The 17,364-nt window shown below is 60.5% G+C and carries 9 protein-coding genes; 4 read left to right on the plus strand and 5 right to left on the minus strand.

What is annotated here, in order from left to right; genetic code table 11:
* Positions 1-11: 11 nt before the first annotated feature.
* A complete protein-coding gene (locus tag PSH97_RS07255; protein WP_305448655.1) occupies positions 12-8,492 on the minus strand; it encodes a VCBS domain-containing protein in 8,481 nt (2,826 codons plus the stop codon).
* Between the two features lie 951 nt (positions 8,493-9,443).
* On the opposite strand from PSH97_RS07255, the gene PSH97_RS07260 reads away from it, so the two are divergent.
* The 4 genes from PSH97_RS07260 to PSH97_RS07275 all read left to right on the plus strand — a co-directional run bounded on the left by PSH97_RS07260 (position 9,444) and on the right by PSH97_RS07275 (position 14,637).
* Positions 9,444-11,048 (plus strand): tetratricopeptide repeat-containing response regulator, encoded by a 1,605-nt coding sequence (locus tag PSH97_RS07260; protein ID WP_052966588.1) that lies wholly within the window; start codon positions 9,444-9,446, stop codon positions 11,046-11,048.
* Positions 11,045-11,737: a sensor histidine kinase gene (locus PSH97_RS07265; protein ID WP_305448656.1), complete on the plus strand. Its 693-nt coding sequence runs from the start codon at positions 11,045-11,047 to the stop codon at positions 11,735-11,737. The genes PSH97_RS07260 and PSH97_RS07265 overlap by 4 nt, the downstream gene beginning before the upstream one ends.
* A gap of 199 nt (positions 11,738-11,936) precedes the next feature.
* Complete coding sequence (locus tag PSH97_RS07270) at positions 11,937-13,178, plus strand: glutamine synthetase family protein (RefSeq protein ID WP_305449759.1); 1,242 nt, start codon at positions 11,937-11,939, stop codon at positions 13,176-13,178.
* A 70-nt stretch (positions 13,179-13,248) separates the two neighbouring features.
* Positions 13,249-14,637, plus strand: coding sequence for an MFS transporter (locus PSH97_RS07275; protein ID WP_305448657.1), 1,389 nt, complete (start codon positions 13,249-13,251; stop codon positions 14,635-14,637).
* Between the two features lie 63 nt (positions 14,638-14,700).
* Here PSH97_RS07275 and PSH97_RS07280 read toward each other — a convergent pair whose 3' ends face one another.
* The 4 genes from PSH97_RS07280 to flgA form a co-directional block, all read right to left on the minus strand.
* Positions 14,701-15,447: a flagellar brake protein gene (locus PSH97_RS07280; protein WP_305448658.1), complete on the minus strand. Its 747-nt coding sequence runs from the start codon at positions 15,445-15,447 to the stop codon at positions 14,701-14,703.
* 89 nt (positions 15,448-15,536) lie between these two features.
* Positions 15,537-16,004 (minus strand): flagella synthesis protein FlgN, encoded by a 468-nt coding sequence (locus tag PSH97_RS07285; RefSeq protein ID WP_008071798.1) that lies wholly within the window; start codon positions 16,002-16,004, stop codon positions 15,537-15,539.
* A 48-nt stretch (positions 16,005-16,052) separates the two neighbouring features.
* A complete protein-coding gene (flgM, locus tag PSH97_RS07290) occupies positions 16,053-16,379 on the minus strand; it encodes a flagellar biosynthesis anti-sigma factor FlgM (protein ID WP_305448659.1) in 327 nt (108 codons plus the stop codon).
* Positions 16,380-16,544: 165 nt separating this feature from the next.
* Entirely contained in the window at positions 16,545-17,306 is a 762-nt protein-coding gene (gene flgA, locus PSH97_RS07295; protein ID WP_305448660.1) for a flagellar basal body P-ring formation chaperone FlgA, read from the minus strand.
* Positions 17,307-17,364 lie beyond the last annotated feature (58 nt).

Genomic DNA, 17,364 nt, shown 5'->3' on the forward strand with positions numbered 1-17,364 from the left:
CCAACCCAACATCAAGCCGTCAACGTATGGTCAGCCTCCCCAAACCAGGTGCGCACCAGATCGGTACCGCTCGTGCCAGTGTTGGCAAGCACCGCCACATCGGCGAAGTTCGTACCATTGGCGGCACCATCGGCATCCACCTTCACGGTGATGTCGCTGCCGGACTGTGCCAGTTGAACGAAGTCGGACGCCTGGCTGATACCGCTAACGAAGTTGGCGCTGAGCAGTGCGGAGAGGTCGAGTGCGTCACCTTCGGCGAAGTTGTAGTCGAGGATGGTATCTCCGCCTTCAGCCACGTTGAGATAGGCGAACATATCGGCTCCCGCGCCACCGCTGAGCGTGTCCTCCCCACCACGACCTGCGAGGATGTCGTTGCCGTCGCCACCACTGAGTACGTCCGCCGCCATGCTGCCCACCAGTGTGCCGCTGGATTCGCCGTTGTAACTGACCTGGGTGCCGGCCTCGCCGCCGTCGGTGGCCTGGAAGTCCTCCACCGTGTAGTGCCCCAGCAAGTTCACCTCGGCCCGATGCGTGCCGTCGTCCACCGTCAGCAAGCCGCCGGTGCCAGAGGCGTTGGCGCTATAGCTGAGCTGGGTGTTGGCGCCGAAGGCGAGATCGCCGAAGGTCAGCATGTCATCGCTCTCCAGACCGAGGATGCCGACCAAGGAACCCGCCGCTTCGGCCTGTGCGATCACCAGCGTGCCCGCGCCTTCGCCGTGGAAGGCGACGGACCCGTTTGCTGCGCCGGAAAAGGTCAGTGTCGCGTCGCCGTCGATGGTGGCGCTGCCATTGCCCATCACGTCGGCCAGCAGGCGCATGTCGCCACCGTTGACCCACAAGTGGCCGGAGTTGTCGACCGCACTGGCCACCGTCATACCGCCTTCACCCGTAGACTCCAGCACCCCGCTGTTGGTGATGGTGTGGGTGCCAGTGTCGAGCACCAGGCTGTTCAGCCCGCTGGCCAGGATCAGCCCTGCATTGACCAATACCATCTGCCCGGCGCCCAACTGGCCGGCGCCGGAAATGCGGTTGTCGACGTTGGTCAGGACGGTGTCGGCGCTGCCGCCGAAAATCACGTTTTGCGCGCTGTCGGATAGCAGTACCTGGCCACCGCCGGTCAAGGTCGCGCCACGAAACAGAATCTCAAGATTGGTCTCGCTGCCGGTGGAGCCGAGTTCGATCGTGCCGCTGTTATGAATGCTGCCACCGAACGGCATGATCGCGCCGTCGGCAATGGTGAGGGTACCGGTATTGGTCATCACCGGATCCACATCGAACTGGAAGTTCGCTTCGCTCAGGTCAGCCGCATCGACACCTTTCAGGGTGACCGACTGGCCGGAGCCGATGCTGACCAGCGCATTGCCGTTGGCGTCGTTAGTGATACTCAAGTCAGCAAAGCCGGTGACGCCCGCGAAGCCGATCAAGTCGATCTTGTCCGCCGTGACATCGAAACTGTAGATCTGGTTGTTGCCGATCGGCTGGGCGAAGACGAAAGTGTCGGCACCGGACGAGCCAGTCAAATTGTCGTCAGCGGACAAGGCGAAGATCGGTGCGCCGGGGGCATAGACTTCGATGTTGTTGAACACATAGGCGCTGCCGTCGCTGCCGTCACTATTGCTCCAGTACATGTTGACATCAAGCACCAACGCTCCCGTGAAGTCGCTTGGGGTTGTCACCGTCAATGCGCCAGGATCGCTGGTCTGCACGGTCCAGGTGCCGTCGCCGTTATCGGTTCCCGCATTGAATATCCATCCCGAGGGAACACCGCTGATTGACACGGTTATCGGGCCGCTGATATCGGTCGATGGAGTATTGAGGGCTAGGTTGATGGGTTCGCCGGCAACGCCTGCCGGAAGGTTTGCACTGCTCCCAGCAGCACCCGCATTACCCGCCAGGTCGGTGTAGCTGTTCGCGGTAACGTCGACTTTCACGCTACCGCCCAGCGTTCTAGTCAGTGTCGCCGTGTAGGTATCGCCGTCTACCTGCGTGAAGTTACTCCAGGTTCCGCGAGGCGTTGCCCCTGATGCACTCACCGTGACGTCTGAAAGGTTGAAACCGCTCACTGCCTCACTGAACTGGAATGTGACCGTCGACGTTGAGCCGTTCGAACTCCCTAAAGCAGTCCCCGTCACTGTCACTGTAGGTGCCACGGTATCAACTGGAGTCTCGACTACGTTCTGCACGTTTACCGTAATTGTCTGGGTGTCGGTTCCGCCATTGCCGTCGGCCACCAGAACGTCCACAACATAGGCATTGTCACCGTCAGCACCACCGACATCCTGGGCATTCTCGTAATCCGGCGCCGAATTGAACGTCAGCACCCCAGTCGAACTGATAGAGAATTTGCTGAAGTCCGTCCCGGCCGTATTCAGGATCGAATAACTCAGGGTTTGCGCCGGAAGATCAGCATCGGTCGCCACCACTGTCGTGACCGCAGTGGTGTTCTCTGCCACGTTGACCGAAGCCGTCGCACCGCCGCCGTTGGAGGTGATCACCGGGCTGTTGTCGTTGACGCCCGTCACGCTCACGGCGAGCGCCTGGTCGTCAAACAGCGTGCCGTCCGACGTCCGCACAATCACGTCATAGACGTTGTTCGTTCCCGAATCAGTTGGGGACTCAAAGTTGGGTGCAGAGACAAAACTCAGTGCGCCTGTGCCTGAAACGATCGAGAACTTCGCGGCATCTGCTCCACCGACGATGCTGTAGCTCAGGGTTTGCGCCGGAAGATCGGCATCGGTCGCCGCCATTGTTGTGACCACCGTGCTGTTCTCCGCCACGCTGACCGAAGCGGTCGCACCACCTCCGTTAGAGGTGATCGTCGGGGAGTCGTTGCTGCCGTTGATGGTCACCGTCACCGAAGTCGCGGTGCCGTCGGCGCTAAGTACCGTGAAGGTGTCGGTCAGGCTGTCGCCGACATTGAGTGCGTCGAAGGCCGAGTTGGCGATATAGCTCCAGTTGCCCGCGGCATCGATGGCGAAGGTTCCGTTGGTGCCGGCGATACCGGACTGGGCCTGGAAGGTTTCCGGGCTGTCGACGTCGCTGATGGTGAGGGTGCCGCTGGTGGTCAGCGGGGCATTGGTTTCGGTCAGCGTGACGCTGGCCGAGGACAGCACGGCGGCGTCGTTGCTGCCGGTGATGCTGACCGTCACCGCGGTCGCGGTGCCGTCGGCACTGAGTACCGTGAAGGTGTCGGTCAGGCTGTCGCCGACATTAAGTGCGTCGAAGGCCGAGTTGGCGGTATAGCTCCAGTTGCCCGCAACATCGATGGAGAAGGTTCCGTTGGTGCCGGCGGTACCGGATTGGACCTGGAAGGTTTCCGGGCTGTCGACGTCGCTGATGGTCAGGCTGCCGCTGGTGGTCAGCGGGGCATTGGTTTCGGTCAGGCCGACGCTGTCGGCGGACAACACCGCGGCATCGTTGGTCCCGAGGATCTGCACGGTGACCGAGGTGAGGGTGCCGTCGGCGCTGCTCACCGTGAAGGTGTCGGTGTAGGTGGTGCCGGAGACGAACTCGTTGTGGGCAGAGTCGGCGACGTAGCTCCAGGCACCATTGGTGCCGATGGAGAACTGGCCGTAACTGCCGTTGGTGTTGGTTTGCGCGACGAAGGTTGCGGCGCTGTCGACATCGCTGATGGTCAGCGTACCGGTGGTGGAGATGTCGACGGCGGCATTGGTCTCGGTCAGGTTGGCAATGTCGGCGGACAGCACCGCGGCGTCGTTGGTGCCGAGGATATGCACGGTGACCGAAGTGAGGGTGCCGTCGGCGCTGCTCACCGCGAAGGTATCGGTGTAGGTGGTGCCGGCGACGAACTCGTTGTGGGCAGAGTCGGCGACATAGCTCCAGGCACCATTGGTGCCGATGGAGAACTGGCCGTAACTGCCGTTAGTGTTGGTTTGCGCGACGAAGGTTGCGGCGCTGTCGACATCGCTGATGGTCAGCGTACCGGTGGTGGAGATGTCGACGGCGGCATTGGTCTCGGTCAGGTTGGCAATGTCGGCGGACAGCACGGCAGCGTCGTTGGTCCCGAGGATCTGCACGGTGACCGAGGTGAGGGTGCCGTCGGCGCTGCTCACCGTGAAGGTGTCGGTGTAGGTGGTGCCTGCAGCGAACTCGTTGTGGGCAGAGTCGGCGACATAGCTCCAGGCACCATTGGTGCCGATGGAGAACTGGCCGTAACTGCCGGCGGTGTTGGTTTGCGCGACGAAGGTTGCGGCGCTGTCGACATCGCTGATGGTCAGCGTACCGGTGGTGGAGATGTCGACGGCGGCATTGGTCTCGGTCAGGTTGGCGCTGTCGGCGGACAGCACCGCGGCGTCGTTGGTGCCGAGGATATGCACGGTGACCGAGGTGAGGGTGCCGTCGGCGCTGCTCACCGCGAAGGTATCGGTGTAGGTGGTGCCGGCGACGAACTCGTTGTGGGCAGAGTCGGCGACATAGCTCCAGGCACCATTGGTGCCGATGGAGAACTGGCCGTAACTGCCGTTGGTGTTGGTTTGCGCGACGAAGGTTGCGGCGCTGTCGACATCGCTGATGGTCAGCGTACCGGTGGTGGAGATGTCGACGGCGGCATTGGTCTCGGTCAGGTTGGCAATGTCGGCGGACAGCACCGCGGCATCGTTGGTCCCGAGGATCTGCACGGTGACCGAGGTGAGGGTGCCGTCGGCACTGCTCACCGCGAAGGTGTCGGTGTAGGTGGTGCCTGCAGCGAACTCGTTGTGGGCGCTATCGGCGACATAGTTCCAGGCACCGTTCGTGCCGATGGAGAACTGGCCGTAGCTGCCGGCGGTGTTGGTCTGGGTAACGAAGGTCGCGGCGCTGTCGACGTCGCTGATGGTGAGGGTGCCGTTGGTGATCAACGGGGCATTGGTTTCGGTCAGGTTGACGCTGTCGGCGGACAGCACCGCGGCGTCGTTGGTGCCGAGGATCTGCACGGTGACCGAAGTGAGGGTGCCGTCGGCACTGCTCACGGCGAAGGTATCGGTGTAGGTGGTGCCGGCGACGAACTCGTTGTGGGCAGAGTCGGCGACATAGCTCCAGGCACCATTGGTGCCGATGGAGAACTGGCCGTAACTGCCGTTGGTGTTGGTTTGCGCGACGAAGGTTGCGGCGCTGTCGACATCGCTGATGGTCAGGCTGCCGTTGGTGGTCAGCGGGGCATCGGTTTCGGTCAGGTTGGCGATGTCGGCGGACAACACGGCCGCATCGTTAGTGCCGCTGACGGTGACGGTCATCAACTGAGTGGCCACGCCGCCAAGGCCATCGCTGACCTGCACGGTGAACACTTCATCGTGACTTTCGCCAGCCCCCAGCGACTGCACCGCACTGGCAACGCCATCGGTGCCATTGGCCAGGGTGTAAGTCCATTTGCCGGTGCTGTCCACCGCGATCGAACCGTAGGTGCCCGAAGCCGAGCCATTGATGCTCCAGGCGGCCGTAGCAGCATGATCGATATCGGCCGAACTGAACTGGCCGCTCACGCTGAGCGTGGTGTCTTCCTGCACCGCACCGGCATCGTTGCCCGTCGCGAAGCCGAGCACTGGCGCATCGTTGGTGCCAGTGACGGTGACAGTCACCAACTGAGTGTCCACGCCGCCGAGGCCATCGCTGACCTGGACGCTGAACACTTCGTCATGACTCTCGCCCACCTTCAGTGACTGCACCGCACTGGCGACACCATCGGTGCCATTGGCCAGGGTGTAAGTCCACTGGCCGGTGCTGTCCACCGCGATCGAACCATAAGTGCCGGTATTCGACCCGGCAATGGTCCAGGTTGCCGTGGCAGCATGATCGATATCGGCCGAACTGAACTGGCCGCTCACGCTGAGCGTGGTGTCTTCCTGCACTGCGCCGGCATCATTGCCTGTTGCGAAGCTGAGTACGGGCGCGTCGTTAGTGCCGGTGATAGTGATGGTGACCGTCTGCGTCGCCGAGGCAGCGTTAGCCGCGCCGCTGTCGTCGGTGGCGACCACCGCGTACGAGAAGGTGATGGTTTCACCCGCACCGAGGAAGTCGAGGTTCTCATTGCTGCTGTAGTCCCAGCTGTTCTGGTCGACCGAGAAACCGGCCACCAGTGCCGAGGCCACGCCCGCATTGAGCACGCCGCCGCTCCAGACGATGTCGTTGTTAGCGGTCTGCGACACGGTCACCGTGTCGGTGCTGTCCAGATCGGCAAAGCTCAGTGCGCCGTTGTCGCTCAGGGTGGCCGTGCCGTTGCCTTCGTTCATCGCGCCGGTGGTGTCGGTAATCGTCAGCGTCGGCTGGTCGTTGGTGCCAGTAATTGTGATAGTCACGGTCTGCACCGCGCCGTCACCGATAGCCACGTTATAGGTTTGCGTGACGTTCTGGCCTTCGCCGAGGAATTGCAACGCGGCGTTGTTCACCGCAAAGTTCCAGCCCAGAGAACCGCTGCCCGTGCCGGTGCTGTCGCTCAGTGGATCGGTAGTGAAGTTGCCCAGATAGCCGGAAGCGCCCGGTGTGACGGTGACGCTGTGGGTGTCGATCAGGTCGACGTCGGTGAAGGTGATGCTGCCGCTGGCCGCGTAGTCGCCGCTGTCTTCCTTGGCATCGCCAGCTTGCACGCCGCTGGTGATCTGCACCTGGTCGTTGGTGCCGGTAATCGTGATAGTCACGGTCTGCACCGCGCCGTCTCCAATAGCCACGTTATAGGTTTGCGTGACGTTCTGGCCTTCGCCGAGTAATTGCAACGCGGCGTTGTTCACCGCGAAGTTCCACCCCAGCGAACCGCTGCCCGTGCCGGTGCTGTCGCTCAGTGGATCGGTGGTGAAGCTACCCAAATAGCCAGAAGCGCCCGGCGTGACAGTGACGCTGTGGGTGTCAATCAGGTCGGCGTCGGTGAAGGTGATGCTGCCGCTGGCCGCGTAGTCGCCGCTGTCTTCCCCGGCATCGCCAGCCTGCACACCGCTGGTGATCTGTACCTGATCGTTGGTGCCGGTAATCGTGATGGTCACGGTCTGCACCGCGCCGTCACCGATAGCCACGTTATAGGTTTGCGTGACGTTCTGGCCTTCGCCGAGGAATTGCAACGCGGCGTTGTTCACCGCGAAGTTCCACCCCAGCGAACCGCTGCCCGTGCCGGTGCTGTCGCTCAGTGGATCGGTGGTGAAGCTGCCCAAATAGCCAGAAGCGCCCGGCGTGACAGTGACGCTGTGGGTGTCAATCAGGTCGGCGTCGGTGAAGGTGATGCTGCCGCTGGCCGCGTAGTCGCCGCTGTCTTCCTTAGCATCGCCGGCCTGCACGCCGCTGCTGATCTGCACCTGGTCGTTGGTGCCAGTAATCGTGATGGTCACGGTCTGCACCGCGCCGTCGCCGATCGCCACGTTATAGGTTTGGGTGACGATCTGGCCTTCGCCGAGGAACTGCAGCGCGGAGTTGTTCACCGCAAAGTTCCAGCCCAGAGAACCGCTGCCCGTGCCGGTGCTGTCGCTCAGTGGATCGGTAGTGAAGTTGCCCAGATAGCCGGAAGCGCCCGGTGTGACGGTGACGCTGTGGGTGTCGATCAGGTCGACGTCGGTGAAGGTGATGCTGCCGCTGGCCGCGTAGTCGCCGCTGTCTTCCCCTGCATCGCCGGCCTGTACGCCGCTGGTGATCTGTACCTGATCGTTGGTGCCGGTGATGGTGATCGTCACGTTCTGCGTGGTCGATGAGCCATGCCCATCATTGATGGTGACCACATAGGTTTCGGTAGCAGTCTGACCCTGGGCCAGGGACTGGGCTGCCGCATTGTTCAGGGTGTAAGTCCAGTCAACGGTGCCGTTGGCTGCATTGGCCGCTTCAGTCACTGCTGCAAGGGCGAAGTTGCCCAGCGCGGTGGCATTGCCGCCCGCCGCCACGAATGAGGCGGTATGCGTGTCACTCAGATCGACATCGCTAAACGCAATCGTGCCTGTCGCGCTCAGCGAATCGGTCGGACTCGGGGTCGCGTTCGCATCTTCTGTTACCGTGCCGGCCTGTGCGCCAAGGCTCATCGTCACACTGTCATTCGCACCTGCGAATTGCACCTGCGCAGTGGCCCAGCTGAGGGTGCCATTGCCGAGGCGAATCGCATACGTAAAGCTGTCCGTCAGGGACGCTCCGCCAGCAAGCGCCTGGAGTTGCGCCTTGAAAGCGGTCGACAACGTTGCGGCGTCGTAGCCGACCTTGCCATCCGACGTAATCCAGATCTTTGCCCCGTTGAAACTGGTGTCAGTACTCGTCGCCTCAATTCTGCCCGTGTCCTGGACCAGGAGATCGGCCGGCGCATAAATCTTGGTGGCAGTAGAAAGACTGGTCGCGTCATCGAGTGACCACAGTGTCTTTGCGTTGCCGCCGAGGTCATTGGACATGACGTCCAGGTACACGACCCCCAGCAGGTCTTCAGTGATGGCCGCGCTGCTCGTGCCAATGACACCGGTAGTGAAAATGTCGTCCTGAGCCTGCGGTGTATTGGAAAGCGAAGTGACGGTGCCGCCGCTGGTAGTTGTGGTGGTAGCCATGTCTTTCTCCCGAAAATGCCAGTTTTTTATTTTTAGAATCGCTAGGGATTGCTAACAGGACGAAGTCCCGTTCTTGCACCGCTCAGGTTGTTCAGGAGTGGTGCGAGGCGGCTGCCGGACATCGCCGGCCTGACGGGCCAGGCGCTGCCGGCAGAGGCGCGCGGGTATTACGGGGGTGGAAAAGCTCGCCGCGCTTGAGGAGCGGATCGCAGGGCAGGTCGGGCGAATGTGAGCCCGAGGCTGGGGCTGCGCTGCACATGGCACGCAATAGACTGAGAGCACCCATGTGGCAGGGACTCCTGAAATAATGGCTGGATGAGGCCGTGTTTTGAGGTAGCACCGACTCAGGGATACGGCCTTTCCTGATATCAGTTTGATGTGTGTTTAGTTGTGGGGTCAGGCTTTGTAAAGGTGTTAACCGCAGCTAACAGTACGACGTGCCAATATTCCGACAGGCGGATGTTTTGGTGTCAATATTACGTCGATCTGTTTTTGGCGAAGAGGGTCGGAAAGGGCCATGGACACTCGACACTGGCACGGCTCGAATGAGCTGAAACCCAAGTGGGGCATGGGCTGGCTGAATCGTACCGGCCCTGAGACTCCATAAAATCTCAGCATTGAGCTGTTAAAAAAGCCCGCCAGGGCATTTGCTTTGGCGGGATTTTTTACGCCCGAACCACCTGACGACTTACTTGGAGAGCCTGTCATGACAGCCAAATGCGCAAATGCACTCCCACCGCTTCAAGGGAACGCGACTACCGGCCGATAACCCGAACAGTTGTTGTCATTTTTATTTCTGGCGGCCGGCAATTGTCATCACGGGTTTATGCGAAATTGCTTGATAGCCTATGGCCTCCCGCTATCATCTGCGCGCCAAAAAAGGCCGCGAAGCCGAGTTCGCCTGTGTCATTGCCTTTGGGTTGTTCTTCTTAAATTGCCTGGAAATCTTCGATGCTGTCGTATCACCAAAAAAGCTTTTTGATCGTCGATGATTTCTCGGATTTCCGCAGTTCCGTCAGGTCCATGCTGCGGGAGTTGGGCGTCAAGGATGTCGATACCGCCGATACCGGTGAGCAGGCGCTGCGCATGTGCTCGCAGAAGTCCTACGACTTCATCCTGCAGGACTTCCACCTGGGCGATGGCAAGAAGAACGGTCAGCAGGTGCTTGAAGACCTGATGATCGAGAAGCTGATCAGCCATGAAAGCGTGTTTGTCATGGTCACCGCCGAAACCAGTCAGGCCATGGTGCTCAGCGCACTGGAACATGAGCCCGATGCTTACTTGACCAAGCCCTTCAACCGTTCCGGCCTGGCTCAGCGCCTGGAGCGCCTGGAGCAGCGCAAGACGTTGCTCAAGCCAATCCTGCAAGCCCTTGACCGGGGCAAACCGGTTGAAGTGCTCAATGCCTGCATCGCCCTGTGTAAACAAGACATTCGTTATTCGCCGCTGTGCCTGCGTTACCGCGCCGATGCGTTGCGCGACTTGAACCAGAACGAAGCGCTGGAGCGCCTGTACGACAGCATCATTGCCGATCGTCCTTTGCCCTGGGCGTTTGCCGGGTTGGGCCAGTTGCTGTTCAAGCGTGGCCAGGTCAGCCAGGCCAAAGGCATTTACGAAAAAGCCCTGAAAGTCTTCCCGATGATGCCGGCCCTCTACGACGGCATGGCCGATGTGCTGGTCGCCGAAGGGGATACCAAGGGGGCGCAGAGAGTCCTGGAAGAGGCTATTCGCCTGTCGCCGCTGGCGGTGCGCCGGCAAGCGTTGCTGGGCAAGCTGGCGATGGCCAACGAGGATTTCGATACCGCCTCCAAAGCTTATCGCCAGGCGGTGGCCCAAGGGGCGCAGTCACGTTTCAAGGATGCGGAAAGCAACCTCGGTTTGGCCCATGCCTTGATCAGCAAAGGCAGTGAGAAGGGCCTGGACACCCGGACCCGCCTTGAAATCAACACAACGCTGAGTGCGGTGGCGAAGGAGAATCCCTCCGATCCCGGCTTGCAGATTCGTGCGCGCCTGATGAAAGCCACCAGCCTGCTGCTCAACGATGCCGAAACCGCCGAGAAGCTCACCGAGCAGGCGATGATGCGCCTCGATGGCATGGAGCAGTTCATGAGTGCTGAAGCGGCGCTGCTGGTGGCCAAGCAGCTGCAAATGCTCGGGCAGGCGAGTGCCGGCGCTTCGATGCTGAAGAACTGTGCGGAGATCTACGGCGACGATCCGACCGTGATGAAAGGCATCGCCAAGCTGACCGACGACCCGACCATCCTCAACTCCGGCAACGCCGCCGCCGACCTCAACCGTCAGGGTGTGCGGGTGTACAAGACCGGCAATCTGGTGGAAGCCCGGGATGTATTCCGCAAAGCCCTGGCACTGCAGCCCAAAAACATCAGTATTGCCCTGAACATGGCGCAGTCGTTGCTGCACGGCACCGACACCAGTGTGCCGTCGGCCGAACTGGAAGAATGTCGCGCCTGCCTGAAAACCGTCGGCCTGATGCCCGATACCGACGCGCGTTATCCGCGCTACCAGAAACTGAAAATCAAGGCGTTCGGCGAATGATCGACAGCGAACCGTCACTCGACTTCTCCACGGTGATTGCCTCCACCGTGCACGACATGAAGAACTCTCTGGCCATGCTGATGCAGGCGCACAGTCAATGGCTGGCGCGTTTGCCCGATCCCGAGCAGCACACCCCGGAGCAGGGTGTGATCGACTTCGAGTTCGCCCACCTCAACGGCATGCTGGTGCAGTTGCTGGGGCTGTACAAACTCGGCGTCAATCAGATGCCGTTGCAACCGGCCTACCATGAGCTGGATGACTTCATTGAGGCGCAACTGGCCTCTCATCAGGAAGTGTTCGCCAGCCGCGGCATCATCGCGACCTATGAAGTGGACCCGTTGAGCCCGCTGGGCTTCTTCGACCGGGAGCTGATTGCTTCGGTGCTCGCCAATTGCATCAACAACGCCATTCGCTATGCGCGCCATGCTTTGTTAATCAGCGTCAGTGATGAGGCCGGGCAACTGGTGCTGACCATCAACGACGATGGCGAGGGTTATCCGCCCGAGATGATCGAACGTCAGGCCGATTACGTGCAGGGCATCAACCACAGCAGTGGCAGCACCGGCCTGGGCCTGTACTTTGCCGGGCGGATTGCCGCATTGCATCAGCGCAATGGTGTGGGTGGACGCACAGAAATCAGCAACGGCGGCCCATTGGGCGGCGGCGTGTTCAGCCTTTACCTTCCCTGAGTACCTTTTTGTTTGACGCTGCTTGATATTCCGAACAGCCGGAGCCTATTTTGTACGAGTCGCCGTTCGCGGCTCGTACAACAACAAGGATTGCGTCATGACAACCGATGGCCATCGTTCACTCGCGCAGCGATTGACGGGCATTGATGAGATTGAATGTGTCACGCCGGACCTGAACGGCGTACCACGCGGCAAGGTGATGACCGCCGAAGGATTTCTTGAAGGGCGGCGTTTGCAGATGGCGCGGGGTGTGCTGCTGCAATGCATCATGGGCGGTTATCCGCCGGCGCGCTTTTACGGCAGTGATGATGGCGACCTGGCGCTGGTGCCTGATCCCGCGCAGATCCACCGTTTGCCCTGGAGTTCGCAGCCTCGGGCACTGGCCATTTGCGATGCGGACGAGCTGACTGGTGAGAGCTCGCCATTGTCGACCCGCGGCCAACTCAAGGCCGTGATCGTTCGATACGCCGCCCTGGGGCTGGCGCCGGTGGTGGCGACCGAGCTGGAGTTCTTCGTCTTCGCGCCCAACCCTGACCCGACGCAACCCTTCCAGCCGCCACTGGGCCTGGACGGTCGTCGCGAGGACGGTCATTCGGCGTTCAGCGTCAGTTCCAATAACGGCTTGCGGCCGTTCTTCAATGAAGTCTACGAATGCATGGCGGCGCTGGGCTTGCCGCGCGATACCTTCATGCACGAGATGGGCGTCAGCCAGTTCGAGATCAACCTGCTGCACGGCGATCCGCTACTGCTGGCCGACCAGACTTTGTTGTTCAAGCATCTGCTCAAAGAAGTGGCGCTCAAGCATGGCCTGACCGTGGTCTGCATGGCCAAGCCGTTGGCGCACACGCCGGGCAGTTCGATGCATATCCACCAGAGCATCGTCGAGATCGGCACCGGGCGTAACGTGTTCAGCGACAAGGCCGGCGAGCCGACCGCGACCTTCCGTCATTTCATCGGCGGTCAGCAGGCCGGCCTGGCGGATTTCACCGCGCTGTTTGCGCCGAACGTGAACTCCTATCAGCGCCTGTGCCATCCTTACGCATCGCCGAACAATGCCTGCTGGTCCCACGACAACCGCGCGGCCGGATTGCGCATTCCGGCCAGTTCACCGGTCGCTCGTCGGGTCGAAAACCGCTTGCCGGGGGCCGATGCCAATCCGTATCTGGCGATCGCCGCGAGCCTGGCCTCGGGGTTGTATGGCATCGAGAACAAACTGGAGCCGAGCGAGCCGATCCAGGGTGAGTTCGTGGTGCCGGATAATCTTTCGTTACCGTGTACCTTGCATGCCGCTCTTGAACGTCTGAAACGTAGCCAATTGGCGAAGGAACTGTTCGGCAAGGAGTTCATCGAAGGCTACATCGCTTCGAAGACGATGGAGTTGACCAGCTTCTTTGATGAAATTACTCCCTGGGAACGGCGTGTTCTAGCAGCCCAGGCCTGACGACCCGTCGCCGTCGGGCTATCGTTGTCGATAGCCCGATACTCACTGCAAGGAGCCGCTCGGAACGCCGATGCGCCAAATCTTGAAATCTTTTCGGGGGCTTTATTTCGCCTCGCTGATGATGTTGATCGGCTCGGGCCTATTGAGTACTTACCTTGCCCTGCGCCTGGCGGCCGATAAAGTCGACAGCCTGTGGGTCGGCGCCTTGATGGCGGCCAACTATTTCGGCCTGGTGCTGGGCGGCAAGATCGGCCATCGGCTGATTGCCCGGGTCGGGCATATTCGAGCTTATTCAGCCTGCGCCGGGATTGTCGGCGCGGCAGTGCTGGGCCATGGCCTGGTGGACTGGTTGCCCGCGTGGCTGTTTCTGCGGGTGATCGTCGGCCTGGGCATGATGTGCCAGTACATGGTGATCGAAAGCTGGCTCAATGAGCAGGCAGAAGCCAATAAGCGCGGAGTGGTATTCAGCGGCTACATGATCGCCTCGTACCTGGGGCTGGTGTTGGGTCAGCTGATTCTGGTCATGCACCCGGGCCTGGGTCTGGAGCTGCTGATGCTGGTCGCCCTGTGTTTCGCCCTGTGCCTGGTGCCGGTGGCCCTGACGCGGCGGATTCACCCGGCGCCTTTGCACCCGGCGCCGATGGAACCACGGTTCTTCATCAAACGCGTGCCGCAGTCGTTGAGTACGGTGTTGGGGTCGGGATTGATCGTCGGTTCGTTCTACGGTCTGGCGCCGCTGTATGCCTCGCAGCAAGGATTGTCGACCGAACAGGTCGGTCTGTTCATGGGTAGCTGCATTTTTGCAGGCCTGGTGGTGCAGTGGCCATTGGGTTGGCTGTCGGACCGCTATGACCGGGCACTGTTGATTCGCTGTTTCGCGTTTAGCCTGGCGCTGGCTGCGTTGCCCTTGGCAATCATGCAGCAGGTGCCGCTGGAGGTGCTGTTCATCGCCGGGTTTTTCTGTTCGTTGGTGCAGTTCTGCCTGTACCCGTTGGCGGTGGCGTTCTCCAACGACCACGTCGAGGGTGATCGCCGGGTGTCGCTGACAGCGATGTTGCTGGTGACCTACGGTGTCGGCGCGAGTATCGGACCGCTGGTGGCCGGGGTGTTGATGAAGCTGTTCGGCAGTCAGATGCTTTATGCCTTCTTCAGCTTCTTCGCGTTGGTGCTGGTGTGGAGAATTCGCCCGAAAGCGGTCACCAACTTGCATCAGGTGGACGATGCTCCACTGCATCACGTGGCCATGCCGGACAGTATGTCGAGTTCGCCACTGGTCGCTTGCCTGGACCCGCGAGTCGATGAGCAGGTGGTGCAGGATCAGATGCAGAACCCGGTCACCCCGGAGGCTGACTTCAATCCGGATGCCGAGCCCGAGCCCGAAATCGAAGCTGAAACAGATTTGGAATCAGAAGACCCAGACACGGGGCGCGAGCAAAGCTTTACCGAAGCGAGGCCTTGATCAAGGCATAAAAAAACGGGCAGTCACCGCAAGGGACTGCCCGTTTTTTATGGGAGGGGCGTATCAGAAGTCGTCTTTATCGAAACGACGCGCTTCGCGCTGAAGTTGATAGACGAACCGCTCGACCTGCCGTTGCACCAGGCCGCTCATGTTGTGAAAACGCACGCCGGCGAAGGTGGTGTTGATCTTTTCTTCGAAGTGCAGGTAACGCAGTTCGACCGGTGTCGTCATGCTGCCGAAGGGCAGGGCGGCGACGAAGCGCTCATAGACCTGGCCCAGTTGCAGCCTGGCGGTGATGTCGCCCTCGAAGCGCAACTTGCAGCCGGTGGCAGAGATGTCCAGCAATTTGCCATTAATGGGCGACTTGAGTTTGTCGCCACCCAGTTCGACATTGACCAGTTGCGCCAGCTTCAGCGCAGCGCGAAAAGCATTGCGGCGCTGGTGGTAAACCACCTCATCGGGCAACGCGCCACGGTAGCAGCGGCCATCGCCGGATTCGTCGATGGTTAGTGGGCCATTGCTTTCCCAGGCGATGCGCACACCGTCGTGAAAGCCTTCGACCTTGAACGGTTCGCCGGCCAGCAGAAAGCGTTCGCCGTCGCGCGGGATCATTTCGTCCAGGGCGATCATGTTGCTGTCACGGTCGATGTCCACCAGATAACTCTGGAAGCGCTGGCTGCGCTCATGGAACGTGATGATCAGCGGGTCATGGCTGTCTTGCAGCTGACGCAGATTGCCGGAGATTTCCAGGGGCGTAGTGAGCACCTTGGGTGGCTGCGGAGCATCTTCCGCGTTTAAGGCATTGAACACGGGGCATCAATCTCCAGACAAAATATGACTACTGGCCAGTATTCTGCCAGCATGTTTCGCGTCTTGATAGAGCGTGCTCATTGAAAGGCTCAAGCCTGACTGAGCGGGCGTGGTTTTGCGAGTTTGGAGGTTGAGCCGCGGGCATCGTAGAGCGCTGGTGGCTCTCCGCCGGTGAGGATCTTCAGCTGGTTGGCCGTGGCGGCCTGCTGCACCAGAATCGACTGGCCATTATTAACGTTGGCGGCCTGGCACTGTGCCAGGAGGTCAGTCAGCACATCGCTCTGTGCCAGTAATTGGTCGCCAATGCTCGAATGGCTGGCAAGTTGCTCCAGGCCCTGGCGATTGGTCGGCAGGTTGAGGCTGGCGAGGATTTCACTGCGCTTGCGGCCATGCTGTTCGAGCAAAATGATCAATGCCTGTTTCTGCGCCAGAATCTCTTCAAGCAGTGGCATGTCGCGACCGTGCAGCGCGAGGGACTCGGTTTGCAGCAGCTCCAGCAGGTGTTGCGCCGGGGCAAAGTCGTCGATGATCAGTTGCAGTAAATTAGTGTCGTGCATGGCTGGCCTTGGGTTTTAAGCGTCCAAAAGCCTGGCGCGGGCCGTGGCCTAGCGCTGGGCTTCGAAGTTGAGCAGTTTGCTGGCTACACGGTTGCTGTCGACTTTATAGCTGCCATCGGCAATCGCTGCTTTCAACTCGGCCACGCGGGCTTTGTCGACGGCAGGCTGATCGCGCAGCTTGTCAGTGACCTTCTGCAACTGTTGAGCCTCATTGCTGAGGTGTACCGATTCCCCGCTTTGGGTGGCACTGGCCTGTTCGGCCGGGGTATTCAGCGGCGTGGATTGACCGGCTTCGGCGGTTTCCTTGGCGGCGCTGGTACGTGTACTGCCCGTAAGTGACGAGGAGCTGTTTAAACGACTGAAATCGATGACCATGACAAAAAACCTCTGGGTATTTGGACGCTTGCCATGTTTTCGGCTCTTCCCCGGAAAACTTTAGGCCCATTTATCGATGAGCGTGCATGCGCCAGCGCGTCTTCCACATGCGGCACAGTTTAGGGAACAGCCTCGGGCAGCGCCATATCTTCACGAACAGAGATCCTACATGGCCACTTCCACCTGACCGGGCGCGGTGACTTGCGCCTTGATGACCCGCTGGGAGTTAAGGTTTTTCACCCGAATCTGTTCGCTCATGCCGCCGTTGGACAGCGCTTCACCCGGCATACGTACACTGAGCGTACCACTGCGGGCAGTAATCACCACCTGATCGCCCTTGCGAATCACTTCCGCCTGTTCGAGGTGCACCAGGGTAATGACCTGATCGGCGACCATTGGTCGGGTAAGTTTTTGCCCGATCGCCTGATCGACGGAGGTCAGAAAACCCTGATTTATCAGGCTGATATCGCGCTCGCGCAGGGTCACGTCCTGAGGCTCGATAATCCCTGTGCGTTTGAGAGGGCGAGTGGTGGTCACGATGTCGCGAAACAGCCGTACTTGAGCGGGTACGAAGACTGTCCAGGGGGAGGCGCCGTCGCAGCGAACCTTGACCGTTACCCGGCCCAGAGGCCTCGCGGGGCTCTCGAGGGTGGCTGTCAATTCCTTGTCGCACATAGGCATGCGCAGGCGCGGATCGAGCTGGTTGACCTCGATCTCGTAGCGTCCTTGCGTTTGACTGCTGGCCAGATAGTCCTCTACGGTGAATTCAAGAAAGCCCTGGGTGACGCCGATAAGCATGTCAGGCAAGGTAACCGTATCAGCAAGGGCAGGGCTGCCAGCGTTGAACAGGCAGACGGCCGACGCCGCGCAGAGCAATCTGCGGCAGGTTGATGTCAGGCGTCGAAAAAATGTCGGTTCTGTGTTCATAAGAGTTAAAAAGCAAGCGCCGTGCCGTTTCGTGATGAATGTGCGTCGCAACACACTT

It is taken from the genome of Pseudomonas cucumis (genome assembly GCF_030687935.1).
In the GTDB taxonomy this organism is placed as follows: Bacteria; Pseudomonadota; Gammaproteobacteria; order Pseudomonadales; family Pseudomonadaceae; genus Aquipseudomonas; species Aquipseudomonas cucumis.